General features: G+C 69.7%; 27 protein-coding genes and 1 pseudogene. 16 read left to right on the top strand and 12 right to left on the bottom strand.

Features of this window, described 5'->3' with window-relative positions; translation table 11 throughout:
* Positions 1-287 precede the first annotated feature (287 nt).
* Positions 288-866, top strand: a complete 579-nt coding sequence (locus ACIRD7_RS42245) for a TetR/AcrR family transcriptional regulator (RefSeq protein ID WP_403461382.1) — start codon at positions 288-290, stop codon at positions 864-866.
* 442 nt (positions 867-1,308) lie between these two features.
* On the opposite strand, the gene ACIRD7_RS42240 is transcribed toward ACIRD7_RS42245, so the two are convergent.
* Entirely contained in the window at positions 1,309-2,223 is a 915-nt protein-coding gene (locus tag ACIRD7_RS42240) for a LysR family transcriptional regulator (RefSeq protein ID WP_403461392.1), read from the bottom strand.
* Positions 2,224-2,295: 72 nt separating this feature from the next.
* On the opposite strand from ACIRD7_RS42240, the gene ACIRD7_RS42235 reads away from it, so the two are divergent.
* Positions 2,296-3,183, top strand: coding sequence for an SDR family NAD(P)-dependent oxidoreductase (locus ACIRD7_RS42235; protein ID WP_403461391.1), 888 nt, complete (start codon positions 2,296-2,298; stop codon positions 3,181-3,183).
* A gap of 40 nt (positions 3,184-3,223) precedes the next feature.
* Positions 3,224-4,153, top strand: a complete 930-nt coding sequence (locus tag ACIRD7_RS42230; RefSeq protein WP_403461381.1) for an SDR family NAD(P)-dependent oxidoreductase — start codon at positions 3,224-3,226, stop codon at positions 4,151-4,153.
* 32 nt (positions 4,154-4,185) lie between these two features.
* Here ACIRD7_RS42230 and ACIRD7_RS42225 read toward each other — a convergent pair whose 3' ends face one another.
* Positions 4,186-4,728 carry a TetR/AcrR family transcriptional regulator gene (locus tag ACIRD7_RS42225; RefSeq protein ID WP_403461380.1) on the bottom strand — a complete coding sequence of 181 codons (543 nt, stop codon included), beginning with the start codon at positions 4,726-4,728 and terminating at the stop codon, positions 4,186-4,188.
* A 76-nt stretch (positions 4,729-4,804) separates the two neighbouring features.
* On the opposite strand from ACIRD7_RS42225, the gene ACIRD7_RS42220 reads away from it, so the two are divergent.
* The 6 genes from ACIRD7_RS42220 (at position 4,805) to ACIRD7_RS42195 (ending at position 10,183) form a co-directional block, all read left to right on the top strand.
* Positions 4,805-5,854, top strand: coding sequence for an aldo/keto reductase (locus tag ACIRD7_RS42220; protein WP_403461379.1), 1,050 nt, complete (start codon positions 4,805-4,807; stop codon positions 5,852-5,854).
* Entirely contained in the window at positions 5,851-6,570 is a 720-nt protein-coding gene (locus ACIRD7_RS42215) for a DUF998 domain-containing protein (RefSeq protein ID WP_403461378.1), read from the top strand. Before ACIRD7_RS42220 ends, ACIRD7_RS42215 begins: the two co-directional genes overlap by 4 nt.
* A gap of 10 nt (positions 6,571-6,580) precedes the next feature.
* Positions 6,581-7,603: an SDR family oxidoreductase gene (locus tag ACIRD7_RS42210; protein ID WP_403461377.1), complete on the top strand. Its 1,023-nt coding sequence runs from the start codon at positions 6,581-6,583 to the stop codon at positions 7,601-7,603.
* A gap of 643 nt (positions 7,604-8,246) precedes the next feature.
* Complete coding sequence (locus ACIRD7_RS42205) at positions 8,247-8,558, top strand: type VII secretion target (RefSeq protein WP_403461375.1); 312 nt, start codon at positions 8,247-8,249, stop codon at positions 8,556-8,558.
* On the top strand, positions 8,559-9,527 hold the full coding sequence (locus ACIRD7_RS42200) for a WXG100 family type VII secretion target (protein ID WP_403461374.1): 969 nt from the start codon (positions 8,559-8,561) through the stop codon (positions 9,525-9,527). It abuts the gene before it with no gap.
* A gap of 5 nt (positions 9,528-9,532) precedes the next feature.
* A complete protein-coding gene (locus ACIRD7_RS42195; protein WP_403461373.1) occupies positions 9,533-10,183 on the top strand; it encodes a hypothetical protein in 651 nt (216 codons plus the stop codon).
* A gap of 422 nt (positions 10,184-10,605) precedes the next feature.
* Here the strand turns inward: ACIRD7_RS42195 and ACIRD7_RS42190 are convergent, their stop codons facing one another.
* Entirely contained in the window at positions 10,606-10,956 is a 351-nt protein-coding gene (locus tag ACIRD7_RS42190) for an ArsR/SmtB family transcription factor (RefSeq protein ID WP_403461372.1), read from the bottom strand.
* A 218-nt stretch (positions 10,957-11,174) separates the two neighbouring features.
* Between ACIRD7_RS42190 and ACIRD7_RS42185 the strand changes: the two genes are divergently transcribed.
* The 3 genes from ACIRD7_RS42185 to ACIRD7_RS42175 all read left to right on the top strand — a co-directional run bounded on the left by ACIRD7_RS42185 (position 11,175) and on the right by ACIRD7_RS42175 (position 12,084).
* On the top strand, positions 11,175-11,342 hold the full coding sequence (locus ACIRD7_RS42185) for a hypothetical protein (RefSeq protein WP_403461371.1): 168 nt from the start codon (positions 11,175-11,177) through the stop codon (positions 11,340-11,342).
* Between the two features lie 19 nt (positions 11,343-11,361).
* A complete protein-coding gene (locus ACIRD7_RS42180; protein WP_403461370.1) occupies positions 11,362-11,490 on the top strand; it encodes a hypothetical protein in 129 nt (42 codons plus the stop codon).
* Positions 11,491-11,658: 168 nt separating this feature from the next.
* On the top strand, positions 11,659-12,084 hold the full coding sequence (locus tag ACIRD7_RS42175) for a hypothetical protein (protein ID WP_403461369.1): 426 nt from the start codon (positions 11,659-11,661) through the stop codon (positions 12,082-12,084).
* 681 nt (positions 12,085-12,765) lie between these two features.
* On the opposite strand, the gene ACIRD7_RS42170 is transcribed toward ACIRD7_RS42175, so the two are convergent.
* The 8 genes from ACIRD7_RS42170 to ACIRD7_RS42135 all read right to left on the bottom strand — a co-directional run bounded on the left by ACIRD7_RS42170 (position 12,766) and on the right by ACIRD7_RS42135 (position 17,578).
* The gene (locus ACIRD7_RS42170; RefSeq protein ID WP_403461390.1) at positions 12,766-12,975 is read right to left on the bottom strand and encodes a transposase; all 210 of its coding nucleotides are present in this window, start codon (positions 12,973-12,975) and stop codon (positions 12,766-12,768) included.
* Between the two features lie 270 nt (positions 12,976-13,245).
* Positions 13,246-13,659 (bottom strand): STAS domain-containing protein, encoded by a 414-nt coding sequence (locus ACIRD7_RS42165; protein WP_403461368.1) that lies wholly within the window; start codon positions 13,657-13,659, stop codon positions 13,246-13,248.
* 49 nt (positions 13,660-13,708) lie between these two features.
* Positions 13,709-14,134, bottom strand: a complete 426-nt coding sequence (locus ACIRD7_RS42160; protein ID WP_403461367.1) for an ATP-binding protein — start codon at positions 14,132-14,134, stop codon at positions 13,709-13,711.
* Complete coding sequence (locus ACIRD7_RS42155; RefSeq protein WP_403461366.1) at positions 14,134-14,541, bottom strand: pyridoxamine 5'-phosphate oxidase family protein; 408 nt, start codon at positions 14,539-14,541, stop codon at positions 14,134-14,136. Before ACIRD7_RS42155 ends, ACIRD7_RS42160 begins: the two co-directional genes overlap by 1 nt.
* Positions 14,538-16,271 (bottom strand): SulP family inorganic anion transporter, encoded by a 1,734-nt coding sequence (locus ACIRD7_RS42150; RefSeq protein WP_403461365.1) that lies wholly within the window; start codon positions 16,269-16,271, stop codon positions 14,538-14,540. Before ACIRD7_RS42150 ends, ACIRD7_RS42155 begins: the two co-directional genes overlap by 4 nt.
* Positions 16,268-16,609 (bottom strand): ArsR/SmtB family transcription factor, encoded by a 342-nt coding sequence (locus ACIRD7_RS42145; protein WP_403461364.1) that lies wholly within the window; start codon positions 16,607-16,609, stop codon positions 16,268-16,270. Before ACIRD7_RS42145 ends, ACIRD7_RS42150 begins: the two co-directional genes overlap by 4 nt.
* A 169-nt stretch (positions 16,610-16,778) precedes the next feature.
* Positions 16,779-17,138, bottom strand: coding sequence for a zinc ribbon domain-containing protein YjdM (locus tag ACIRD7_RS42140; protein ID WP_403461363.1), 360 nt, complete (start codon positions 17,136-17,138; stop codon positions 16,779-16,781).
* Positions 17,135-17,578, bottom strand: a complete 444-nt coding sequence (locus tag ACIRD7_RS42135) for a hypothetical protein (protein WP_403461362.1) — start codon at positions 17,576-17,578, stop codon at positions 17,135-17,137. The genes ACIRD7_RS42140 and ACIRD7_RS42135 overlap by 4 nt, the downstream gene beginning before the upstream one ends.
* Positions 17,579-17,802: 224 nt before the next feature.
* Here ACIRD7_RS42135 and ACIRD7_RS42130 point away from each other — a divergent pair, with 224 nt between their 5' ends.
* Both ACIRD7_RS42130 and ACIRD7_RS42125 read left to right on the top strand, forming a co-directional pair.
* Positions 17,803-18,039, top strand: coding sequence for a hypothetical protein (locus ACIRD7_RS42130; RefSeq protein ID WP_403461361.1), 237 nt, complete (start codon positions 17,803-17,805; stop codon positions 18,037-18,039).
* 871 nt (positions 18,040-18,910) lie between these two features.
* Positions 18,911-19,179 (top strand): annotated as a pseudogene (locus ACIRD7_RS42125) (transcriptional regulator); the annotation flags it as partial.
* A 343-nt stretch (positions 19,180-19,522) separates the two neighbouring features.
* Here the strand turns inward: ACIRD7_RS42125 and ACIRD7_RS42120 are convergent.
* Positions 19,523-20,512 carry an ornithine cyclodeaminase family protein gene (locus ACIRD7_RS42120; RefSeq protein WP_403461360.1) on the bottom strand — a complete coding sequence of 330 codons (990 nt, stop codon included), beginning with the start codon at positions 20,510-20,512 and terminating at the stop codon, positions 19,523-19,525.
* A 722-nt stretch (positions 20,513-21,234) separates the two neighbouring features.
* Between ACIRD7_RS42120 and ACIRD7_RS42115 the strand changes: the two genes are divergently transcribed.
* On the top strand, positions 21,235-21,852 hold the full coding sequence (locus ACIRD7_RS42115; protein ID WP_403461359.1) for a dihydrofolate reductase family protein: 618 nt from the start codon (positions 21,235-21,237) through the stop codon (positions 21,850-21,852).
* A 4-nt stretch (positions 21,853-21,856) separates the two neighbouring features.
* Complete coding sequence (locus tag ACIRD7_RS42110) at positions 21,857-22,699, top strand: alpha/beta fold hydrolase (protein ID WP_403461358.1); 843 nt, start codon at positions 21,857-21,859, stop codon at positions 22,697-22,699.
* Positions 22,700-22,790 lie beyond the last annotated feature (91 nt).

Below are 22,790 nucleotides of genomic sequence, written 5' to 3'. Positions count from 1 at the left end.
CCGTGACGGTGATTCGGTGGTACGTGACACGCTGGCGATCGGGGCCGCTTGCGTCAGAAAGGGGCGTGGGGGTGATGGTGGTGCGCTTGTGCTTGTGGAGGCGCTTGGAGTGGATGAGGTACACCGCGGAAGATGGACAGCGGTGGCTTCGGCAGAGGACTGACGTGCCTGCCGCGTCCGGAGCTAGAGTGGACCCCAACCGGACATCTGTCCGCTACCGGAAAACGTAACGGACAGTTGTCCGCTTGGCAAGGGTGCGCTCCTGCCACGTGCCTCAAGGAGTGACGGTGCAGCACAAGAAAGACGCCCCTCTGCGCTCGGACGCGCAACGCAACCGTGAAAACATCCTGTGCGTCGCCCTGACCGAACTGACGCGGTGCCCGGACGCGCCCCTCAGCGCCATCGCCAAGAAGGCGGGGGTCGGCCAGGGCACGTTCTACCGCAACTTCCCCAACCGCGAAGCCCTGGTCCTGGAGATCTACCGCCACGAGATGCAGCAGGTCGCCGACAGCGCGACGCAACTGCTCCAGGAGCTGCCGCCGGACCAGGCCCTGCGCACCTGGATGGACCGACTGGCCGAGTTCGCCATGACCAAGGCGGGCCTGGCCGACGCGATGCGCCTCGCCACCAGTGCGCCAGGAGGCCCGGTGAAACCCTCCCCCACCCCCGTCACCGAGGCAGCCGAACTCCTGCTCCGCACAGCCGAGGAGGCAGGCACCATCCGCCCGGGGGTCACGGCCGACGACTTCGTCCTCGCCATCGCCGGTCTGTGGCAGATGACCCCGACGGAGGACTGGCGCCCGCGCGCGGCACGGCTTCTCGACCTGGTCATGGACGGGTTGCGGGCGGGTGCGGCACGGACGTGAGGGTCTGTCGAACGTCCGCGAGGAGCCGAGGTCGACCTGGATCCACTGGTGGTCCTCGTAGGCGGAGGGACCAGCGGGTGCCTCGGTCTCCGTCGGTGGCGTGGGACGTTGGGGGGCGGACTCCTCGTTGCCCCAACTGGTATTGCGCAGGCCGTAGTTGAGACGGACGTAGCGTCCGGCCCGTTGTCCACGGACGTCACGTCCGTCCAGTCGGAGCCCAGGTGAGGTCGACGCGCATCCCGGCGCCTGGTTGCCGCGCTCGCTCAGCAACGGTGTGACCTCAGAGATGTGATGATCAAGCTGAACACCGGCGGGGGCAAGACGACCGTCGGCCTGCTGAGCGCGCAGAGCCCCCTGAACGAGGGCGTCGGCAGCGGCGCGGCGCAGGGCTGCGCAAGGGGCAGCGGCCGCCACCGTGCCTCTTCCGCGGCGCCGGCCGGGATCAGACGACATCGAGGGCCGCGGCGCGGAGCGCGGCTGCCACACGGGTCACGGGCTCCGCGGGCGGCCTGGGGAGTCGGGTAAGGAGCAGTCTCCGTTGTTCCTGGGGTCCGCCGCGCACCGGGAGGACACGCACGCCCTGCGGTGCTGCCGGGGCGAGGGCTGCGGGCATGGTGGTCAGCCCGAGGCCGGCCGCGACGAGGTGGAGTTTGGCCAGCCAGTCGCGTGCGGTGTGTGCGATGTCGGGCCGTTCGTCCAGGCCTGGCCACACCCCCATCAAGCGGTCTTCGCCGGAGGAAGGGCTTGCGATCCAGCGCTGCCCGCGCAGGTCCGCAACGTCGATGAAATCGCCGCGGGCCAGCGGATGGGCGGCGGGCACGGCCAGGCGCAGGGCGCGTTCGGTGAGTGTTTCGACCACGAGCGGGGGCGTTTCCGTGTCGGGTGGGCGAAATGGCGGGGCCGAGCCGAGCAAGGCCAGATCCAGGCTGCCGGCTCTCAGGGCGCGCACAAGTGCCGGAGTGCTGCCTTCCCGGGTGACGACATGCAGGCCCGGGTCTGTACGACGCAGCTCGGCGAGGGCTCGCGGTACCAGGACGGCTCCCGCGCTGGGGAACCATCCCAGGCGGACCGTCCCGGCTGAGGCGGGCAGGCCGGACAGTTCCCTGGCGGCGGCTTCGATCTCGTCGAGCACGACCGTCGCGCGCCGCAGGACGGTCCGGCCGGCCGCTGTCAGCTGTGCTCCCTCGCGCCGTCGCTCCAGCAACGTGGTGCCCGCCGCCTTCTCGATCGCTGCCACCTGCCGGGACACGGCTGACTGGGTGTACCCCAGAGAAGCGGCGGCCGCGGTGAAGGTCCCTTGTTCGGCAACGGCGCGGAAGACGCGCAAGGCAGTCAGGGAGACGTCCTCAAAGTCCATGACGATCACGCATACCAGATGTTCCGAACTTTCGTTGGACGCATGATGGTGGCCGTTCTCAGCGTGGCAGGCATGAACGCTTCTCGCATTGCGCTCGTCACGGGCGCCAACCAGGGCCTGGGCCGTGCCCTTGTCGAGGGACTGGCGGCCCGTATGGATGAGCACGATCTGGTCCTGCTCACCGGCCGCAGCCACCAGCGTGTGATGGAAGCCGCCCGAGAGGCGGGCCGGTTGCCCGACACCCGTGCCCGCGTCGAGGGCCGCGTGCTGGACGTCACCGACACGCATGCCATCACCCGCCTTGCCGGGGACCTCAAGGCACAGTACGGCGGGGTCGACATCGTGGTCTCCAACGCGGTCGCCCGGATTCTGCCCGGTGAGTCCCAGGCCGAGCGGGCCGATGAGTTCATCGACGTCTCCAACACCGCTACGCACGCGATTTTGCGTGCCTTCGGGCCCGTACTGCGCCCACGCGGCCGGCTGCTCGTCGTCGCCAGCAGCCTGGGTACGCTCGGTCATCTCGATGGCCGGCTCCACCGACTCTTCGACGGAGCGAGCCTGGACCAGGTGGAGTACGCCGTCGAGTCCTGGCGCAGCGCTGTCCACAACGGGACGGCGCAGGAGGCGGGCTGGCCTGTGTGGCTGAATGTGCCCTCCAAGGTGGCTCAGGTCGCCGCTGTTCGTGCGGTTGCTGCCGTGCGCCGCGAACGTGATCTCACTGAGGGCACTTTGGTCGCTGCTGTGTGTCCCGGCATGGTCGACACCGCCACCTCACGGCCCTGGTTCAGCGACTACAGCGGGGCCCAGTCGCCCGCCCAAGCCGCCGAAGCCGTACTCGACCTGGTCTTCGCCGAGCGCGTGGATCCCGCCCTCTACGGCGAACTGGTCCGGTTCGGCAAGGCCCTTGCGTGGCACGGCGGTGCACCTCCTGTGGAACAGGACCGAATGCTCACACCCTGACTGCGCGCGGCCGCCCCAAGACATAGCAAGGAATGAGCTCATGAGCCTCATCACCACCCCTTTCGGCTTCTCCAGCACGGCTGACGAGGTGACGCAAGGAGTCGACCTCACCGGTCGTCGGGCGGTGGTCACCGGTGCGTCATCGGGTCTCGGCGCCGAAACGGCCCGGGCTCTGGCCGCCACAGGCGCGGAAGTCACCCTCGCCGTGCGGGGCGTGGCCTCTGGCAAGCGCGTCGCCAACGACATCACCGCGGTCACCGGCAATCACGAGGTGCACCTCGCACACCTCGACCTGTCCGATCCCGCCTCCGTCGCCGCCTTCACCACCGCCTGGCGCGGCCCACTGCACGTACTGGTGAACAACGCGGGCGTCATGGCCTGCCCCGAGCAGTACACCAAGCAGGGTTGGGAGTGGCAGTTCGCCACCAACCACCTGGGACACTTCGCTCTCGCCACAGGCCTGCACGAGGCGCTGGCCGCCGACGGCAACGCGCGCGTCGTCACTGTGAGTTCCTCCGGTCACCAGCGGTCCCCAATCGTGTGGGACGACGTCAACTTCGCCTTCCGCCCCTACGATCCATGGCTCGCCTACGGCCAGTCCAAGACCGCGAACGTCCTGTTCGCCGTCGAGGCCACCCGACGCTGGGCCGCGGACAACATCACCGCCAACGCGTGCATGCCAGGCGCCGTCTACACGAGCCTGCAACGGCACACCGCCGGGCGCGGTAGCGGGCGGGTCCCCGCCGATCTGATCAAAACCGTCGAGCAGGGAGCGGCGACCTCCGTCCTGCTTGCCACCTCACCGCTTCTCGAAGGCGTGGGCGGGCGCTACTTCGTCGACTGCAACGAGAGCGAGGTGGTCGTCCGCCGCTCCGGCACCTTGCACGGCGTCGCCCGCTATGCCGTCGACCCGGACAACGCCGGGCGCCTGTGGGCCCTCTCCCAGGAACTCCTCGCGCAGGCCCGCTGAGCCTGTCCACCGCACGCCATCGCGGTGCTCCCTCAGCGCTGCTGCTGTGGGCGCAGGCCGTCGAGGATGAGCGCGAGCATGCGGGGAGCCCGGTCCTCGGGGTGGGAGGCGGCGCGCCAGAGAGCGCCGGTGAGCTGGAGGAAGTCACCCGGGTCGGCGTCCGGCCGGATGCTCGTGTCCTCCTTACCGGCGTCGAGGAGCTCGGTGATCGCGGCGATGACCGGACCGTAGCTCTGCTCGCTCATCGCCTGGTGCGCACCGGGGCTGAGGGCGTCACCGAGCCCGTGCTTGCGGCGCATTGCCTCGACCAGGTCGAGCGTCCAGGTACGCAGCGCTTCCAGCGGCGGCATCTCGGTGAGCAGATCGGGCACGGTGCCCACGATGCGGGCGACCTCGTCCTGGTAGACGGCCAGCACCAGCGCCTCGCGGGTGGGGAAGTTGCGGTACAGGGTGCCCGGGCCGACGCCGGCGCGCTGGGCGATCTGGTTCATGGAAGTGCCGCCGTCCTCGGCCAGCGCCTCACGGGCGGCGTTGAGGATGCGCGCCCTGTTCTCACGGGCGTCGGAACGGACCACGAGATCTCCCCTTGCTAAGTGGAGAGCTCTCCACTACGTTATTCGGAGAGCTCTCCACTTACTTTAGAGGGGCATCATGCACTACATCAAGCTCGGTACCACGGGCCTCGACGTGTCACCGATCGCCATCGGAGCGATGACCTACGGCGAACCCGATCGCGGACACCCCGTCTGGTCGAAGGGCGAGGAAGAGGCCCGGCCGCTCATCAAGCACGCGCTCGAAGCGGGCATCAACTTCTTCGACACCGCGAACATGTACTCCCACGGCTCCAGCGAGGAGATCCTCGGCCGCGCGCTCCACGACTACGCCGACCGCGACGCCGTGGTGATCGCCACCAAACTGCGCCATCCGATGCGGCTGGGGCCGAACGGACGAGGACTGTCGCGCAAGGCGATCATGACCGAGGTCGACCACTCCCTGCGCCGCCTCGGCACCGACTACATCGACCTCTACCAGATCCACCGAAACGACCACTCCACCCCCTGGGAAGAGACGCTCGAGGCCCTCAGCGACCTCGTCAAGGCCGGCAAGGTCCGCTACCTCGGCGCCTCGTCCATGCACGCATGGGAGTTCGCCAAAGCCCTCAACCTGCAGAAGCAGAACGGCTGGGCCCGGTTCGTGTCGATGCAGGACCACTACAACCTGCTCGCCCGCGAAGAGGAACGGGAGATGATCCCCCTGTGCCTGGACGAGGGCGTCGGCACGATCATCTGGTCCCCGCTGGCCCGTGGCCGCCTGGCCCGTGTCTGGGACGACGCCCGCTCGACCACGCGCTCGGAGACGGACGGAGCGTACGCCGACCTGCTCTACTCGCCCGCACAGGAGGCATCCAACAAGGCCATCATCGACGCCGTCGGCCAAGTGGCGGACGCCCACGGCACCAGCCGCGCACAGATCGCGCTCGCCTGGCTGCGCCACCAGCCCGTCGTCACCGCACCCCTGGTCGGCGCCGGCTCCATCCAGCAGATCGACGAAGCCGTGGCCTCCCTCGGCATCGACCTCACCGACGACGACGTACGCGCCCTGGAAGCCCCCTACACTCCGCGCCACGACTGGCAGGGCGTCTCGGACGAGGCCGAGCTGGAAGCCATCCGCCGGCGCGTCCCCGGCATGGCCCTGCGATGACCCTCATCGTCCGCTCCGGCGCGGCCGCCCGCGCGGGAGGCCTGCTGATCCTGCTGGGCCCGCTCGTGTCATGGCTGGCCGAATTCGTCACCGCCGCCGCGTGGCAGGACCCGCCGTACTCGCCCTTCCACAACTGGGTCAGCCACCTCGGCCTCACCGGCCCGCCACAGACCGCCTTCGGGCAAGTCGCCAACTCACCCCTCGGCGCCGTCATGGACACCGGTTGGGTGACCTACGGCATCCTCCTGATCGTCGGCGCGTTCCTCGTGTTCGACGTGCGCAAGGGCACCCGCCCGATCACCATCGTGACGCTCGCCGTCCTCGCCGGCGCCGGTGTCAGCCTCGTCGGTATCTTCCAGGGTTCCAACGCCAAATTGGACAGCGGCCTGATCGCCTTCCACACTCTCGGCGCTCAGACAGTCATGCTCACCGGCAACATCATGGCGATCACCGCCGGAGCCAACGGCGCCCGCATCGGCCTCAGCAAGCGCCGGTCGATCACGAGCATCACCCTCGGCACCGCCGGACTGATCAGCTTCCCCCTCTTCATGGCCGACGCCCTCACCGGCTGGATGTGGAACATCGGCATGCTCGAGCGGGCCGTGATCTACCCGATCATGATCAGCCACGCCCTCCTCGGAAGCAGCCTGGCAGCCGCCCACCGGCTCCCCACGACGCCACACCCACACCACCTCGACACGCCCGCCACCCTCTGAGGAGACACACATGACACGGGTCCTGGTCACCGGGGGGACCGGCTTCATCGGCAGCTGGTGCATCCTCGCCCTGCTCGACGCCGGCCACACCGTCCGCACCACCGTCCGCGACCTGCGGCGCGAACCGGCCTTGCGCTCCTGGCTGCACGAGGCCGCCGCCTTCGACGACGACCGGCTCACCGTCGTACGCGCCGATCTCCAGCACTCCGACGGCTGGGACGCCGCCGTCGCCGACTGCGATTACGTCCTCCATGTCGCTTCACCCACCCTGCGCCACACGCCCGCAAACGACGACGACCTGGTCGTCCCGGCCCGCGAAGGGGTCCTGCGCGTCCTGCGCGCCGCCCGTGGCGCAGGCGTCCGCCGTACCGTGCTGACCAGCGCCTTCGGCGCCGTCGGCATCGGACACCCGCCACGCTCCACCCCGTTCACCGAGGAGGACTGGACCAACGTCGACGCCGATATCCCGCCCTACCAGCGCTCCAAGACCCTCGCCGAGCGTGCCGCCTGGCAGTTCATCCGGGAGGAGGGCGGCGGCATGGAACTGACCGCCGTACACCCCGTGGGCGTCTTCGGCCCCCTCCTGGGCCCCGACGACCCGCCCTCCCTGCGCCTGGTCCGCAGGATGCTGGAGGGACGCGTCCCCGCCTGCCCGCCCTTCGGCATGGGCTACGTCGACGTCCGCGACGTTGCCGACCTGCACGTGCGTGCCATGACCGACCCCGCGGCCGCCGGCCAGCGTTTCCTCGCCGTCGCGGGCCGCAGCCTGCGCGTCGTCGACATCGCCCGCGTCCTGCACGACCGCCTCGGCGAACGCGCAGCGAAGGCCCCGACCCGCGAACTGCCCGTCTGGCTCACCCGCGCCCTGGCCACCGTCAGCCCCGAACTGCGCCTGCTCAGGCACCAGCTCGGCCGCGACCTCGACGCGACCGGCGCGAAAGCGGAGAAGCTCCTCGGCTGGAAGGCCCGCCCCATCGAGGACACGATCGCGGACACCGCCGAAAGCCTCCTCGCTCATGGCATCGGCGCGTGAGCTCATCGGCTGCCTTGTACGCCGGGCGGTGACGACGGGGCACAGCCGGCCCGAGGCCGTGTCCGCAAAGTCCCGCCTGCTTCGCGACGCCTGGCACGCCCTGCGGGCGGACGACGGGACTTTGCGGACACGACCTGGCGCCCAGCCGCCGGCCCTTAAAACAGGGCGAGCTGGGACAGGCCGTGGCCGTGGCGACCGGGTCGGTGCCGCGCCTGCTCGACGTATCGGTGCTGACGGCGACGGCGGCCTGGATGGCGGAGAAGGCGACGGCGGCGTGGGCGGCAGCAGCCAGCAGCCAGGTCGCAAACCTGCCCTCACTGCCGGAGCTGCCACCGCATTCCAGGCCCGTGAGCCGTCTACATTCATCACCGCAACCGGCCTGAAACGGGACCCGTTGGAGCTGACCGCAACCCGGAACTGTCCGCACGGCCGGCAACCGGCCACCATCGTCGCGCTTCTGGCGTCCCCGGAAGCCGCCCGCGCGTCTGTCGCCCACCCCTGTCCGCGACATCGTGGCCGCTGCAACGACTCCGTGACGTCTACTCCGACGCCGAGCGAGGGCCTCGCAACGCCATGATCAAATAGATGGATCATGGTGGTCGGCACTCGGCCGCCTTCAAGTGCTGGACTGATGAGGGGACTTATGAGCGGGGGATTTGATGTCGAGGGCGACGCCTTGCGCAAGTACGCGAAGGCTGTGGACGCCGCAGCCGGCCGAATCGACGGTATCCGGACCCGAACGCAGCAACTGGAGCTCACGCAGGAGACGTTCGGCAAATTGCCCGAATCGGACAACCTGAAGGCTGACTACGACACTCAGCGCAAGGAGTCCGGCAAGGATCTCGCCGACGCCGTCGACACGCTGTATGCCATATCCGACGCGCTGAAGGATTCCGCTGCCACCTACGACGGCACGGAGTTGGACAACAGCGGCATGATGGGCGGCGGCAACTGATTGGGCGCGGGACAGGCGGCGGGCGATGCCCTGAGCCGGATCAACTTCACCCTGGACTGGAGCAACCCGCTCGCCGGCGTTCTGGACGAGATCATCCGGGGCATCATCAAGCAGTTCAACCTGGACGAACTCCTCGAGCAGGTCAGCGGAGACAACGAGCTCCTCACCGAGACAGCGATCAAGTACCGCAAGGCCGCAAACGACCTACGTGGTGTGGTTGAGGACCTGGTCGCCGATCGCCGCACGCTGGCCACTCAGTGGCAGGGCGAGGCGTTCGACAAGTTCGACACCATGATGACCGAGTTCGAGGAAGCCCTCAGGGGCGAAGCCGCGGACATGGACACCACGGCGGAGCTGCTCGAAATGGCAGCCCAGGAATGTGCGGCCGCCGAACAGTTGATGCTCGACCTCATCGTCGAGATCGTGGAGACGGTGCTCGCGGCAGCCGCGACCACCGCGATTCTTTCGCTCCTGACGGCGGGCGCCGCGGCGGCCATCGGTCCGCTCATCGCTGCCGCGGGCGTCGCCCACAGGGCGGCGAAGGCCGTGAGGATCACCGCGAAGCTTGCGGGCGCCCTGGCGGACATCGCCAAGCGCATGCAATTGCTCCGCAAATTGGCGAAGGCCCGGACGGTGTTGCGCAAGGGACCCAAGCACTTCAGTGGTGGCCTCAAACGCTACATAAAGAAGGTCGACGAGCGCGGCAATCCAATCCCTGAGCGCAATCTCAACGATCTGGCCATGTATGCGGGCTACAGGGTCGTGAAGAAGGGCGTGAAGGGGGTGGTCAAGGACGTCATCGGGGCGGACCCGGCCGGGGCGGTCCAGGGGAGTCTGCTGGAGGATGGGCCGGGGGTGGCGGAGGAGCGTTACGAATACCACCAGCGTCCCGACGCACAGAGTCTCGACGAGCGTACGGACGTGACTCCTTCGAGTGCAGCGAGGACAGTGAGGGACGATTTCGGGTGAGCAGAATGACTAAGGCGGACTTCGTTCGTGAGACTGTTGAACGGGCGAGGGCGTTTGTACCGGCGGGTGAGGTGCTGCGTGCTGATCACGGACTCAGTCTGGCCGTGCGGGCACCTTCTCCCGGCTACTTTCGCCGCCCGCGCGTTCTGCGGTCCGAGCGCAGGGCGCTTGGTGGCTGGTTGCTGATCCCGTTCAGCTGGCTGTTGAGACTCCTCACAGCCACATTGAACCCGTTCGAGAGGCTGGTCGAGGCGTTCACAGAGCGTGAGAAGAAGAGGCCGGGCAAGCCGTTTCACGGCGGCTGGAACAGCATGGCCGGCCATCTGGCTTGCGGCCTGCAGCCTCGGACGAAGAACCCGGCCAACCCGCCCCTCGTGGTCATGCAGGTGACCGACCGACGCCTGCAGATCGTGTACGTGTCCCGCGTCCCCTCCTTCACCGGCCGGCCCGGTCCGGTTGAAGCGGGGTGGGCTATGGATATTCGAAGTGTGGCCTGGATCCGGGATCGCAGCGACGTGGTGGGCGGCGACCACGAGATCGGGTTCGTCGATGGTTCGTGGTGCTCGGTCTCTCTCTGGGGTCAGGGGTGGAGCCGGATGCCGGATGCATTCCCGCACCGGCTGAGCCACCTCGACCCGATTCCGACCCTTGGATAGACAGCTCTTGTGAGCTGGCGACAGTGATCCGCCCGGGACCGATGTGTTCGGTCTCGGGCGACGCTGCCAGAGCACCCCTACGTGGCCTTCGTCCGTCCGTCCAAGCTGGCGGTTGCCGTGACCCACAGGTGCGGGTGCGACTCGCGCTTGCTCCACACGGCTGTAGCCGACCGCCTCCCACCGGTCGTCGCAGGTAGCGCCAGGGGATGCCGGCGCAGCGACCTGCCGGACGCGCGCTGGGCGCTGATCGAGCCTGGCGGTGAGGACTGTCCGCAGGTGACCAACCGGCCATCCCACAAGTAGAGTTACGGCGCTTCTCAGATGCTTTGCTCGGCTATACCGATAAGTGAAGGTGGCCGCCGCCCGGCACCACCGTGCGCTGTCAAACTCCTCGGCGGACGGCCGCCGATCAGGGGCCGTCGCTAAGACGGCGGCTTCGCCTCCCCCCGCGCGGCCTGCAGGTCGGCGAGAAGTTCCGCCTGCCCGGCCAGCACACCGGACAGGATCGTCCGCGCCACCCGGAGCAGCTCGGCAATATGCGGGTTGGTCAGCGAGTAGTAGACGGTCGAGCCCTCCTTGCGGGTCACGACCAGGTTCGCCCTGCGCAGTACGGCGAGCTGCTGGGACAGGTGCGCGGGCTCGATACCCACCTCGGGCAGCATCTCCGCGACCGCGTGCTCACGCTCGCTGAGCAGCTCCAAGACCCGGATGCGTGCCGGATGACCGAGCGTCTTGAAGAACTCGGCCTTCAGTTGGTACAGCGGCGTACTCATCGCGCCGTCACCTCCCCGACACAACAGCACAGCCCCACCGGCCGGGCCTTGGCGCATCGCATCCACCCACTCGTCACAAACATGCCGCCCATCCTCGCCTGCGGGATGGGCGGCGCCGAAACTGAGTACGAGGAACCGAGCCACCGAATCCAGCGGTGATGACCTCAGGAATTGCTAACATTAGCAATTCCTGAGGTCGCGCGCGTGAGGATCATCCCGTGGGCACCGGCGTCACCTGGCTCAAGTGCCCCGGCTGCCGCCTCAAGTGCCGCCCCGCCGCCGTCGGGGCGGGCGGCCGCTGCCGACGCTGCGACCACGACGGCCTGCTGAGGCTGACCCTCGGGGGCCGTGAGGTACAGCTTGTCCCGGAGACCAGGCAGGGCTGACGCACAAGGGGGGTGGATGATGGGTGACTGGCCCACGCAGTCCGGCACCACCATCCGTTTCGAGTGGGGAGCCGCCGAAGCCGACCGTCTCGCTCGGGAGACGGCCTGCCTGGTCGTGGTCGACGTGCTGTCGTTCACCACGCGGTGAGCGTCGCCCTCGGGAAGGGCACGCGGGTCGTGCCCTTCTGGTGGCCGCGGCGAGACCCCACCGCCTGCGAACGAGCCGATGTCGAGAAGGCCGCCGCAGCCTGCGCTCACCAGTGCGGCGCGCGGCTGACTGTCCACCGCGCCGACGCGGCAGGCCCGCGTGGTCTGCGTGTCCCCCAACCGAGGCGGTGACCTCGGCGGCCTCCTCATCGCCGGCGGCATCACCGACCTCACGCTCTACGATCCCCTCGCCCAGGGAATCCAGCCCCTCCACCTACTCGCCTACCGGACGGACCTGATCGTCGATCTGTTCGGCCTGCTCGCCCCTCCGGCCGGCATACCCGTCCTCCACGCGCGCCCCGAAACACCCCCGCCCGTCGCCGCGGCCACCACCGGCCCCCGGCCCCTGCACGCCCTTCCCGGCCTGCTGGCCGCCGCAGTCGCCACCGGCATGCCCATCACCGCCCACGCCCGCATCGCGGCCGTCCGCGCCCTCATCGAACAGACGCAACCAGATCAGACCCTGCCCCTGCTCGATCACCCCGGTCTGACATCCGCCGTCACCTCTGCCGCCGTCACAGCCCTTCTTACGTGATTCGAGCGAGACCTGAGCCGCAGCACCGCCCTGACCACGAACGGCTCCGGGCCGCGCACCGCGCTGAGGACCCGGGCTGACGCCGACGAGGACCTCACCTGGGCTGTGTCGGTGGACTGCACAATCGTGTGGGCTCGCCAGCACGCTGCCGAAGCCGGTAAGGGGGCCACGGCCGACGAACCTGACGACCACGCCATCGGCTGCTCCGCGGCGGACCGACTACGAAGATCCATCTCGCCGCGTTCCCTGCCAGCACGCTGGCCGGGCTGTCCCGCGGCCGTCCGGCTCAGCCGTTCAGTGTGCCGCCGACCTCGGTGACGGGGATCGTGTTGCGGCCCGCGGAACCGTCGCGCGGACCGGCTCACCAATGTCCGACAGGGCCATGGTCAGCGTCACCCCGCGCATCGGGCATGTCCACGCTCACGTGGGTCTGCACCAGGCGCCCCGGCTGTCGACCTACGCGTCCGCGAAGACCGGGAGGTCGCCGCCCAGGGCGTCGCGGGCTTGGTCCGATGTTCGTGCGAACATCCGGGGTCAGGCGCAGAGCGACGGTCCGGTGGTCGAGGATGTCGCGGCAGCGCACTGCGCATACCCCTTGGACGTTCTCCTCGGCCTCCCGGGAGTTCCAGCACCTCGCGCTTTCTGGCTGACTGCAGATCGCCGAACAGTGGGAGCGTCCACTCATCCGGCGTCACCCGCATCGCGTTGTGCTCCTTGGCCAGCTGTCGAGCTTTCGTGGTCTCGCCGATGCCGCTCGTACACGGTCTTCCACTTGCCGAAACGCGCAGGCAGATCCCGCCACGGCACCCCGGTCCGGTTCCGGTAAAGGTTCCCGTTGATGGTCCTGAGGTGACTGGCCCAACGTCCGCCACAGAGTCTGGACTTCGGCAGATGCGGCTTCAGCCGGACCCATTCGTCGCTTGCGAGATCCCCGCCTCATGTACATGCCGACAAACCAGGGCCGAGACGGTCACACGGTCCGGACAGGCCTTGGCCAGGTCGTCTCTTTCGGATACGCCGCAAGGCGCGGCGCGAGCCGGCGCGGGTCGGGCAAGACCCGGAGGAGACGGCCTAGCCAACGTGAACTCGATCCCAGCCTGGATGCTGACTACCGAAACGGTCCGCCACCGCCACCGGTGCCGAGGGCGGGTGCCGGGACCGTCACTCGCCGTCCTGACCTCCAGTCGGCCATCCCGTGGTGCGCCACTCGTGGCGCCCCTCCGTCTGCTCCCCACGCGCGGCGCTGTGCGCGGTCAGCGCGGCTGCCAGGTCGGGGTGGACCGGGATGGGCGGGCAGTCCCCTGCGGGGACGAGGGATCCGTCGGCGGGGATGGCGGCCAGCTCCAAGCCACGGCCGGCTCCCGCGAGGCGGCGGGCTGCCTCGGTGATGGCCAGCTGGCCCTCGGTCGACCAGCTGCGCAGCTCGGTCAGGTCGACGATGACCGGGCCAGTGCCTCGGGCCAGGGCCCAGCCGACCGCGCCGGTGAAGCGGTGGACTGCGTCCGGGCCGAGGTAGCCGGCGACGGAGAGGATGCCGAGGTTCTCCTCGACGGTATAGCGCCAGTCAATCGTCATGGGGGCTGAACTTCCTTGTGCGGGTGGCCGGTCGGATGCTGCGGTCCGGTCAGAGGGGGAGGGTGATCCAGATGCTCTTGCCCTGGCCGTCGGCGTCCGCGCGGACGACCGCGGTACCGCTGAGACCGAGGACCAGCTCCATGACGGTGCCGATCCCGCCCGCACCGGTGCCGGTGGCCGCGCCGTACAGCGGAGGCTGGTAGGGGTGGCGGTCGTGCACGGCGAATGCCAGGCAGTCCGGGCCCGCCGCGTAGATCACCGTGAGCTGCGGGGAGAGGACGGCGGCGTGCCGGACGCTGTTGGTGACCAGCTCGCTCAGGATCAGCAGGGCCGGGCCGACGGCCGAGTGGCGCAGGCCGATTCCCCATTCGATCAGAGCCTGCTCGGCGGTCTCGCGGGCGAGGCGGACGGCGGACGGTTCGCTGGGCAGGGTGACCACGTGCCGGTGGGGCAGAGTTTCCCGCTGCGTGGACATCACGCCTCCGCGCGGGCGAGTCGGAAGCCGGCGACTGTCTTGGGGTGAAGGCGCAGCAGGGTGTCGTGCGGTCCGTGGCTCCAACCGGAAAGGGTGCGCCGGTAGTGGGCGGCCTCGTCGGGGTCGGTGATCACTTCGGTGGGGCCTGAGACCGTGACCGTCCAACCGGTGCCGGCCACGGGGCGGATCTCGTCCACTTGGTACGTCGCCGTCGCGGGCACAGCCGCGGCCGGTGCCGGCGTACGGATGACTAGACGGCCGTACTCCCACACATGGCGGGCGGGCCTCACCACGGTCAGGTCGCGCTGCGTGTACACCAGCCGTCCCAGGCTGCTGCCTTCCAGCAGCCACAGGGCCTCCGCTCCGGACACCTCGACAATACGGAGGTCAGCGGGTGGAGTGCTCATCGGAGGGCCTCCTCATTGGAGGTGCTGGGAGTTCGGAGCTTCTGGGTGGGAAGGGCGGGCAGGATCCCGGCGGACTGCAGGTACTCCCGGGCGCCTCGGATCGCCTCGGGGGTCGTGGCGTACTCCTGGCCCTCGTGCCGCAGAAGCTCCAGCGCGCCGACGGAGTCGAGCACCTGGCGCTGACCAGTGCGAATCCCGGAGGCCAGGACGCGGATGCCGCGCCGTGTCAGCTTCTGCGCCGCGTCCTTGAGGACCAGGGCGCCGGTGGCGTCCATGGTGGATACGCGCGACATGCGCAGGATCACGACACGCACGTCGGCGACCTCGGTCAGCTCCAGCAGGAAGCGGTGGGCTGCGGCGAAGAACAGCGGGCCGTCGATGCGGTACGCGACGATGTGCTCGGCCAGCAGGGCGTGTTCCTCGGCACTGTGGTCGCCACGGTCCAGGGGCACCTGGTCGAGACGGGCCTGCTTGGCCACGGCTCGCAGGGCGAGGGCGCCCGCGACGACGAGGCCGATGATGACGGCGTACACGAGGTCGAGGGCCAGCGTCGCGGCCGCCGTCAGGACGAGGATCAGCGCGTCCGAGCGGGTGGCCTTCGCCATGGCCCGCAGCGAGCCGACCTCGACCATGCGGATGGCGGTTGCCAGCAGGACACCTGCCAGGGCGGCCAAGGGGATCTTCGAGACGAGCGGTGCCGCCGCGAAGACGATCACGGCGAGGATCGCGGCGTGGGTGAGGGCGGCCAGCCGCGAGCTCGCCCCGGTGCGGACGTTGACCGCGGTGCGCGCGATCGCGCCGGTCGCCGGCACCCCGCCGAACAGGGGAGCGGCGAGGTTCGCCAAACCTTGGCCGAACAGCTCCCGGTCCGGGTCGTGCTTCTGGCCGACCGTCATGCCGTCGGCGACGGAGGCCGACAGCAGCGACTCCAGCGCGGCCAGCGCGGCGACCGCCGCCGCGGGGGCAAGCAGGGTGCCCAGCGAGCCGAGTTCGAGGAAGGACAGCGACGGCGCGGGCAATCCGGACGGCAGGTCGCCGATCGGCTGCGCCGCGTCGAGCCCGGCGGCCTGGGCCACGACGGTGGCGGCGATCACCGCCACGATCGAGAACGGTACGGTCGGCCGCCACCGGGCACCGACCAGCATGACTACAGCCACTGCGACCGCGAGGCCGACCGCTGTCCAGTTGGGCGTGCGCACGAACTCCTCGACCGCCCGCCAGGTGACGACGAGCACCCGGTCGCCCTCCGGCTTGGGCACACCGAGGGCGTTCGGCACCTGCTGCAGCCCGATCACGCAGGCGATGCCGAGTGTGAAGCCCTCCACGACCGGGGCGGGCACGTACTGCATGTACTTCCCGGCCCGCAGGGCAGCTAGGACGACCAGCATCACCCCGGCCATCAGACCGACCGTGAGGACGCCATCCGGCCCGTACTCGCCGACGATCGGGACGAGGACGACGGTCATGGCGCCGGTCGGTCCCGACACCTGAAGGTTCGAACCGCCGAACAGCGCGGCCAGCGCGCCCGCGACCACGGCGGTCGCCAGGCCGGCCTCCGCGCCCAGCCCGGAGGAGACCCCGAAACCGAGCGCGAGCGGAAGGGCCACGATCGCCACGGTCAGTCCGGACAGCAGGTCCCGCCGAGGGGAGCGCCCCATTTCCGCGAGATCAGCACGGGCGGGCAGCAGCGAGGCGAGCCGGGACCAGACCCGGCTGATCTGCGAGATCATTGCGTGACGACCTCCGCTTCCCGCAGCTCGGCCAGCAGCTCGCTGCGGCCCGCCAGCATCTTGGTCAGGATCCGCCGCGCGGCCCTCATCAGGTCGGCGACGTCCCCGCCGGCCAGCTCGTAAACGACGGTGGAACCCTGCCGGGTCGAGGTGACGATCCCAGAGCGCCGGAGCACCGCAAGCTGCTGGGACAGGCTGGAGGGCTCCACCTCCATGGCGGCGAGCAGCTCCCGTACCGGCCGCGGCCCTTCCTGCAGCAGCTCCAGCACTCGTATCCGTACGGGATGTCCGAGCATCCGGAAGAAGTCGGCCTTGGCCTGGTACAGCGGAACGGACACGGCCCCTCGGCCTCCCCTTAGAAGCCCCACCGGGGGCACACGCGACTGACTGCGCCCCCGGCTACCGGATTGCGAACACAGCCAACCCAGCATCTAATCAATTGCTAACTTTTGCAATTCGGCATCAGTCTGCTGCCCTGGTCTCCCCGCCAGGGAGGGGAGGGCCGGATCAGGCTTTCTTGACCACGCTGGACTTGAGCTGCATCGCGCCGAAGCCGTCGATCTTGCAGTCGATGTCGTGGCCGTCGACGCCGTCGACAAGGCGGATGCCACGCACCTTGGTGCCGGCCTTGATCCCGGAAGGGCTGCCCTTCACCTTGAGCGCCTTGACGACGACCACGGAGTCGCCGTCCTGCAGCACGTTGCCGACGGAGTCCTTGACCACCCGTTCGCCCGCGACGTCCCCACCGTCGCCATCGCTGTCGGCGGGAACCCATTCATGGCCGCACTCCGGGCACACCACCAGGGCGTTCATCTCGTAGGTGTACTCACAGGAGCACTTCGGACAGGGGGGAGGATTCTCGATCATCCTGGCAGGGTATCCGGTCTGGTCTCCCGGCCAACGTGCCGCCGTCGACATGTCCCCACGGTGCTGCTCGGGTCGGCGTAGCGGACGGCGTTCGTCGGCGCGGCGGGGATGCCCAGGTGGTCGGCGAGGGTGAGGGTGTGGGCGGCCAGGCGCAGGGAGCCGGTGCCGTCGATGCCGAGCCAGCAGGTTTCCAGGCGCAGCTGTATACCAGGCAGCTGCCGCACGGGGACGAGGAGGTGTTCGGCGAGATCGGCGCGGCCGGCGGCCAGAGCGCGGAGGGGTTCGGAGGCGGGGCCGAGCAGCGCGGTCAGCCCCTCCCCCGCGTGCTGGTGCAGGTCGCCCCAGGCCAGTGCGGGCGAGCCGCTCCCGTGGGCGTGGGCGGCGGAGGTCAGCCGGCACAGCCTCCCGCTCGCCCCCGCCTTCACTCGGCGCCTGCACATTCCGGTCCGCGGCGGTGCCCAGGTGTACGAGCCGCCACGCCGAGTCGTGCTGCTCGCCGAGTCCGCCGGCGGCTGGCGAGCGGGGCGACGGCCACGTTGATGCCGAACATCGGCCGGATGCCGTGTTCTAGGGCAGCCTGGGCAAACGGTACGGCGCCGGTGACGGCGTCGCGGCACGCGATCAAGTCCGCATGGCGCAAAGAGTGCAGAAACCGTGCTGCCCGGTGCCGGACGACAGCAGCGACCAGGACGGAGTCCCCTCGGCATGCGGACGACGACTCAACAGCGATCGGTTCTTCACCGAGTACTACACGCCCGAGGTCTATTCGAAGGCCAGACTGCGCTGGATCGACGAAAACACCATGGGGACCGTCCTGCTGCGCCACCACCCGGATCTGCGGACCGCACTGGCTGGAGTGAAGAACGCCTTCCAGCCCTGGAACATCGCCCGGCGGGAGTGAGCAGGAAGCCGGGATGGCAGAAGGTCTCAGGGCCGACCTCGTCCCGGAAGGCGGCTGGTTCGTGGTCTGGGCGTCGCGGGAGCTGTGATCGGCTGGGCCTTGGCGGCGTTCGCGGTCGCGCCCACCCACAGAACTGCGCTGCCGTACGGGAGCTGCTAACCGGGATCGCCGCCGCCCCCCTCGCTGATGCGCTACCCGACCCGGCCGTCGCCGCCACAACCGGGCAACTACTCAACGCCTGCCGGGAGGTGGAGAACACCGCACGCCCGGAGGCGGCCCTGGCGGCGTTCGAGCAGGCCGTCCGCGCGGCCACCGCCCCGCGGCAGTCCTGGTGGACGCCATGCCTCGCAACCCGGGTGTCCTCGCCGGATGTGAAAGCACCCGTCTCCGGCAGTTGGAATACCAGAGGCAAGTCGCTTGCGTGCGTGCGCGTGTCGTTGGCGAGGAAGTACGTCCGGGCCAGGCCCTCCACGGCGACCTGCCAGAGCTGGTCTTCGGCGGCACCGGCATCGCGCCCCGTGAAGAGACGCTCCGCCAACTCCTGCGGCAGGTCCTGGGTGATGTCGCGGATCCAGGCCTGTTCGGTGTTGCCGGCTTCGGCGGTGAATCCGCACCTGGCGGGGGTCGAGACGATGATCCGCCGGTGGTCGCAGCCTCCTCCCACGCCTTCGGCCGCAGCTGCGGCTGCCGCCGCTTGACGCACGCCCTGTGCTCTCCCGCAGCTCCCGGCGAGGCCCCAGGGAGCGCCGGTGCAGCCGTCCGTGGTCCGGTCAGTAGTGGCCCAGGGGTACTGGGCGTAGGCGCGGAACTGGCTGACGTCCACTTCATCGAGGAGTCAGCGCGATGTGGCTCGGACACATGTCGACACCCGCGGCTCACCGCGGGCAGGTGTCCCACCGACGCCCGGTTGGCCGAACTGATCGGTGAACTCGCCATGTGCAGCCGCGACTTCGCCACGCTGTGGGCCAAAGGCGACGTCGGGGACTGCACCGTGGGCACCATGCGCCTGCAACACTCAACCGTCGGAGGGTCGACGTCGACTACCAGGTGTGGCTCCAGACCGAGAGCCCCGACCACCGGCTTGAGGTCTACACACCCAACGGCAGCGCCTCAGCCGACGCACTGCGACTGTTGTCCAGCCAAGTCGCCCAGCAGCAGGAACCTGAGGCCGCCCTCTCCGACGCTCCCCGGCATCTGGTACAGGTAACTGCCGCCCATCACCCTCATGGCAGCGGTGGATCTACACCCCAAAGGGGCGTCGACAGCGTCCTGTCCCGGAACACCAAAATGCCGCCAGGCCGGGCAGTGTGGCCCGCGCCGCCGCCATGGCCACGGTCGGGTGGTCCTCCCAGGCACTTTCTCTCGTAGTTGGCGGGTCAGCGCCCGGTGCCCGGGCGCGTTGCGCCGTGTACGGTCGAATGTGGCTCAGTTGGCGCGCCCTGCCTGCAGATCCAGCCGCCGCGCGATGGGGCGATTGCGTGCATCACCGCAGTGTGATCTCCTCGCCGATTGACTGCTCGCGGGCGGACGCGACGACCAGGGCCGTGGCCGCGGCGTCCTGTACTGCCACGCCGACCGACTTGTAGAGGGTGATCTGGTCCGGCGCGGTGCGTCCCGGTTTGCTGCCGGCGATGAGTTCGCCCAGCTCGGCGTGCACGTGATCGGCTGTGATGACGCCGTCGCGGATCGGCATGAGCAGGTCGTTGCTGCCCGCGGGGAGCGGGGCAAGCACGGAGCGGCGCGATTCGACGCACACCAGCGCCTCGGCGACCGTGTCGTCGTCGATCTCGCGACCGGCCGGGTTGTACCCCACGGACGTGATGTGCACCCCGGGTGTCAGCCAGGAGCGGCGGATAACGGGTTCGACGGCGTGCGTCGTCGCAGCAGCGATGTCCGCACCGTCGAGCGCCTCGGCGTAGGTGTTCACCGCCTGGACTTCGGCGTCCAGTACGGCTGGGAGTTCCTCGGCCAGGGCAGCGGCTTTCGCCGGATCCCGGCCTGCCACGCGGATCTGCTGGACCGGGCGGACCCGGCAGATCGCGCGGGCGTGGGACCGAGCCTGCACGCCGGTGCCCAGCACGGCCAACACCGTCGCGTCCTCGCGAGCCAGCAGCCGCGCCGAGAGAGCGGAGCAGGCGCCGGTCCGCGCCGCGGTGATGGCCGTTCCGTCAAGCAGCGCAGTGGGCTCGCCGGTGTCCGGGTCGAACGCCACGATCAGCGCCTGATGTGTAGGCAGCCGTGCCCCGTCGTTGTGCGGGAAGAGTGATACCAGCTTGGTCATCAGCACCCCGGCCGACGGCAGAAAGCCCGGCATGGCCGCCAGGAACCCCTCGCGTTGGGGCACCAGGGCGGCGACGCGGTCGGGTACGGAGGCGTGGCCCGCACTGAGATCGGCCATCGCCGAGGCGAGGGCATCGATCAGCGAGTCCATGTCGAGCAGAGCCTCGACCTGCGAGCGGCCTAGAGCAAGCATGCGCCTCAACCTCCCGATGCCGGTCAACCGGCGAGCGACCGTACAGCCAAAGCGTCAACGGCAGTCTCCTGCTGCCCCTGCCACGACACGCCGTCCTTCCTGAGCACGCTCATCCGTCCCGCGGCTGAGCACATCAGGGTGTACCCGGCAACTGAGCCCTTCAGCTGGCCACTGAGCGCGTTGGTTGGCCACGCTCCCGGCCCTCAAGGGGACAGAAGCGGCGCGTCGACCGGCTGGCGTTCAGGCTGGGGTGTTGCCGAAGCGTCGGCACGAACAGGCGCGGCCGCTTGCCCGCCTTCGGCCGCAGCTGCGGCTGCCGCCGCTTGACGCACGCCCTGTGCTCTCCCGCAGCTCCCGGCGAGGAGCCAGGGAGCGCCGGTGCAGCCGTCCGTGGTCCGGTCGGTAGGGGCCCAGGGGTACTGGGCGCAGGCAGGGAACTGGCTGTACGTCCACTTCATCGAGAAGTCAGCGCGATGCAGGGGGCCATCACCTGTGCCGGGGCGCCGCTGCTGGTATGGGCGAGGCGTCTGGGGCGGGCAGAGGCGGTGGTCGAAGTCGGATCCGCAACCAGCTTGGCGCCGTCGAGGCGTTGCGGTCGTTGCGGGGCGGGGCACGCCGGAATGCAGATCCCGACTGCTCCGTAACAGGACCGCGCCTCGCGGAAACCGGAGAACGCTTTGCGTGAGCGATGAGTTTGGGCGGCGAATCGAGTCTGCCCTGACATGACTCGAATCATCGCTGACATCTCGGTCTCTCTCGACGGCTTCGTCACCGGGCCCGACCCCGGCCCGGACAACGGTCTGGGCACCGGTGGCGAGGCGCTGCATACGTGGGCGTTTTCCGACGACCCCGACGACCGCCGGGTCCTGCGCGAGGCGACCGCCCGCTCGGGCGCCGTCGTCCTCGGCCGTCACCTCTTCGACGTGGTCGACGGGCCGAAAGGCTGGGACGACACGTCCGGCTACGGCGCCGGCGAGGTCGGCAAGCCCGCGTTCGTCGTCGTGACGAGCTCGCCGCCCAAGTCGGTGCGGACAACCAACCTGGACTGGACTTTCGTCACCACCGGTCTGCGCGACGCCGTCGCCGCCGCGTGCGAGCGATCCGAGGCGGCGTCATCGGACAGCGGCAAGGACCTCGACGTCATCCTCATGGGCGGCGGCGCCACGATCGGCTCGGCACTGGAGGCCGGGCTGGTCGAGGCGCTGACGCTGCATCTCGCGCCCGTCGTGCTGGGTGCCGGGACCCCACTGTTCACCGGCGGGTCGCCGCGCACGCTGGTGCGTCGGAGCGTGGTCCCGACATCGACCGCGACGCACCTGACCTACGACGTCTCCCGGTGATCCGATGGCCACTGTCCACGCCAATGAGATCGCCTTGGGGATCGAGTCGTTCGGTGACGACGACGCACCACTCGTCCTGCTCGCGGGCGGCACGACGATGCTCTCCTGGCCCGACGCGCTGTGCGAGCGGCTCGCCGCCGGAGGGCGCCGCGTGGTGCGCTACGACCTGCGCGACAGCGGGGAGTCGACGACGGCGGACCCTGAGGCGCCCGTCTACACCCTGCGCGACCTCGCCGCCGACGCGGCTGCCCTTGCTGACGCGCTCGGCGGCGGGCCCGTGCACCTCGCGGGGATCGGCGTCGGCGGGATGGTCGCCCAGGTGGCCGTGCTCGACCATCCGGGTGCGTTCTCGGCGCTCACCCTGGTGGGCACTCGCGCGGTTGCGCCCGGCCCACCTGACGACGACCTCCCCGACCATGACCAGGCGACCATGAGCCGACTGTTCGCGCGTCCGATGCCCGACTGGACCGACCGTGAGGCGGTTGCGGAGTTCGCCGCCGCCGGCGCGGAGATCCGCGGCGACGATCCCGTCGCCGCGCGCGCAATCGCTGCGCGCATTTGGGACCGCACGCCCGGCACCGCAGCCCCTGTCCAAATGGCCAACCAGATGGGCATGGTGTTTTCCAGGCTCGACTGCACACCGCGCTGGCGCGAGCGCCTGGCCGAGATCAAGGTCCCCACGCTCGTCGTCCACGGTGGCCGCGACCGGTTCTTCCCCGTCGGCAACGGCGAGGCGATCGCGCGCGAGATCCCCGGGGCACGGCTGCTCGTCCTCGAGGAGGCCGCCACCGCGATCCCCGATGCGGCGGTCGGCGAGGTCACCGAGGCGATGCTCACGCTCGGCTAGAGGTTGTCCCGTATGGGGCGTGAGTTATCCGGTGAGGGCCAGGTTGTGGAGCCGGGCGATGCCGAGCATGGCCTGGTGAACGCCGTTGCCC

The sequence above is a fragment of the Streptomyces sp. NPDC093568 genome (genome assembly GCF_044764945.1).
In the GTDB taxonomy this organism is placed as follows: Bacteria; Actinomycetota; Actinomycetes; order Streptomycetales; family Streptomycetaceae; genus Streptomyces.
The sequence above is the reverse complement of the archived record's forward strand: the minus strand, read 5'-3'. Positions and strand labels throughout refer to the sequence as shown.

Bases quoted from the DNA above. Each gene is read 5' to 3' on its own strand.
- ACIRD7_RS42205 (WP_403461375.1), top strand. From the start codon at position 8,247: ATGAGCGGGGGATTTGATGTCGAGGGCGACGCCTTGCGCAAGTACGCG.
- ACIRD7_RS42190 (WP_403461372.1), bottom strand. From the start codon at position 10,956: ATGAGTACGCCGCTGTACCAACTGAAGGCCGAGTTCTTCAAGACGCTC.
- ACIRD7_RS42135 (WP_403461362.1), bottom strand. From the start codon at position 17,578: ATGTGCAGGCGCCGAGTGAAGGCGGGGGCGAGCGGGAGGCTGTGCCGG.
- ACIRD7_RS42140 (WP_403461363.1), bottom strand. From the start codon at position 17,138: ATGATCGAGAATCCTCCCCCCTGTCCGAAGTGCTCCTGTGAGTACACC.
- ACIRD7_RS42120 (WP_403461360.1), bottom strand. From the start codon at position 20,512: ATGCTTGCTCTAGGCCGCTCGCAGGTCGAGGCTCTGCTCGACATGGAC.
- ACIRD7_RS42230 (WP_403461381.1), top strand. From the start codon at position 3,224: ATGAGCCTCATCACCACCCCTTTCGGCTTCTCCAGCACGGCTGACGAG.
- ACIRD7_RS42115 (WP_403461359.1), top strand. From the start codon at position 21,235: ATGACTCGAATCATCGCTGACATCTCGGTCTCTCTCGACGGCTTCGTC.
- ACIRD7_RS42180 (WP_403461370.1), top strand. From the start codon at position 11,362: ATGGGTGACTGGCCCACGCAGTCCGGCACCACCATCCGTTTCGAGTGG.
- ACIRD7_RS42240 (WP_403461392.1), bottom strand. From the start codon at position 2,223: ATGGACTTTGAGGACGTCTCCCTGACTGCCTTGCGCGTCTTCCGCGCC.
- ACIRD7_RS42155 (WP_403461366.1), bottom strand. From the start codon at position 14,541: ATGAGCACTCCACCCGCTGACCTCCGTATTGTCGAGGTGTCCGGAGCG.
- ACIRD7_RS42220 (WP_403461379.1), top strand. From the start codon at position 4,805: ATGCACTACATCAAGCTCGGTACCACGGGCCTCGACGTGTCACCGATC.
- ACIRD7_RS42210 (WP_403461377.1), top strand. From the start codon at position 6,581: ATGACACGGGTCCTGGTCACCGGGGGGACCGGCTTCATCGGCAGCTGG.
- ACIRD7_RS42235 (WP_403461391.1), top strand. From the start codon at position 2,296: ATGAACGCTTCTCGCATTGCGCTCGTCACGGGCGCCAACCAGGGCCTG.
- ACIRD7_RS42160 (WP_403461367.1), bottom strand. From the start codon at position 14,134: ATGTCCACGCAGCGGGAAACTCTGCCCCACCGGCACGTGGTCACCCTG.
- ACIRD7_RS42215 (WP_403461378.1), top strand. From the start codon at position 5,851: ATGACCCTCATCGTCCGCTCCGGCGCGGCCGCCCGCGCGGGAGGCCTG.
- ACIRD7_RS42110 (WP_403461358.1), top strand. From the start codon at position 21,857: ATGGCCACTGTCCACGCCAATGAGATCGCCTTGGGGATCGAGTCGTTC.
- ACIRD7_RS42165 (WP_403461368.1), bottom strand. From the start codon at position 13,659: ATGACGATTGACTGGCGCTATACCGTCGAGGAGAACCTCGGCATCCTC.
- ACIRD7_RS42195 (WP_403461373.1), top strand. From the start codon at position 9,533: ATGACTAAGGCGGACTTCGTTCGTGAGACTGTTGAACGGGCGAGGGCG.
- ACIRD7_RS42150 (WP_403461365.1), bottom strand. From the start codon at position 16,271: ATGATCTCGCAGATCAGCCGGGTCTGGTCCCGGCTCGCCTCGCTGCTG.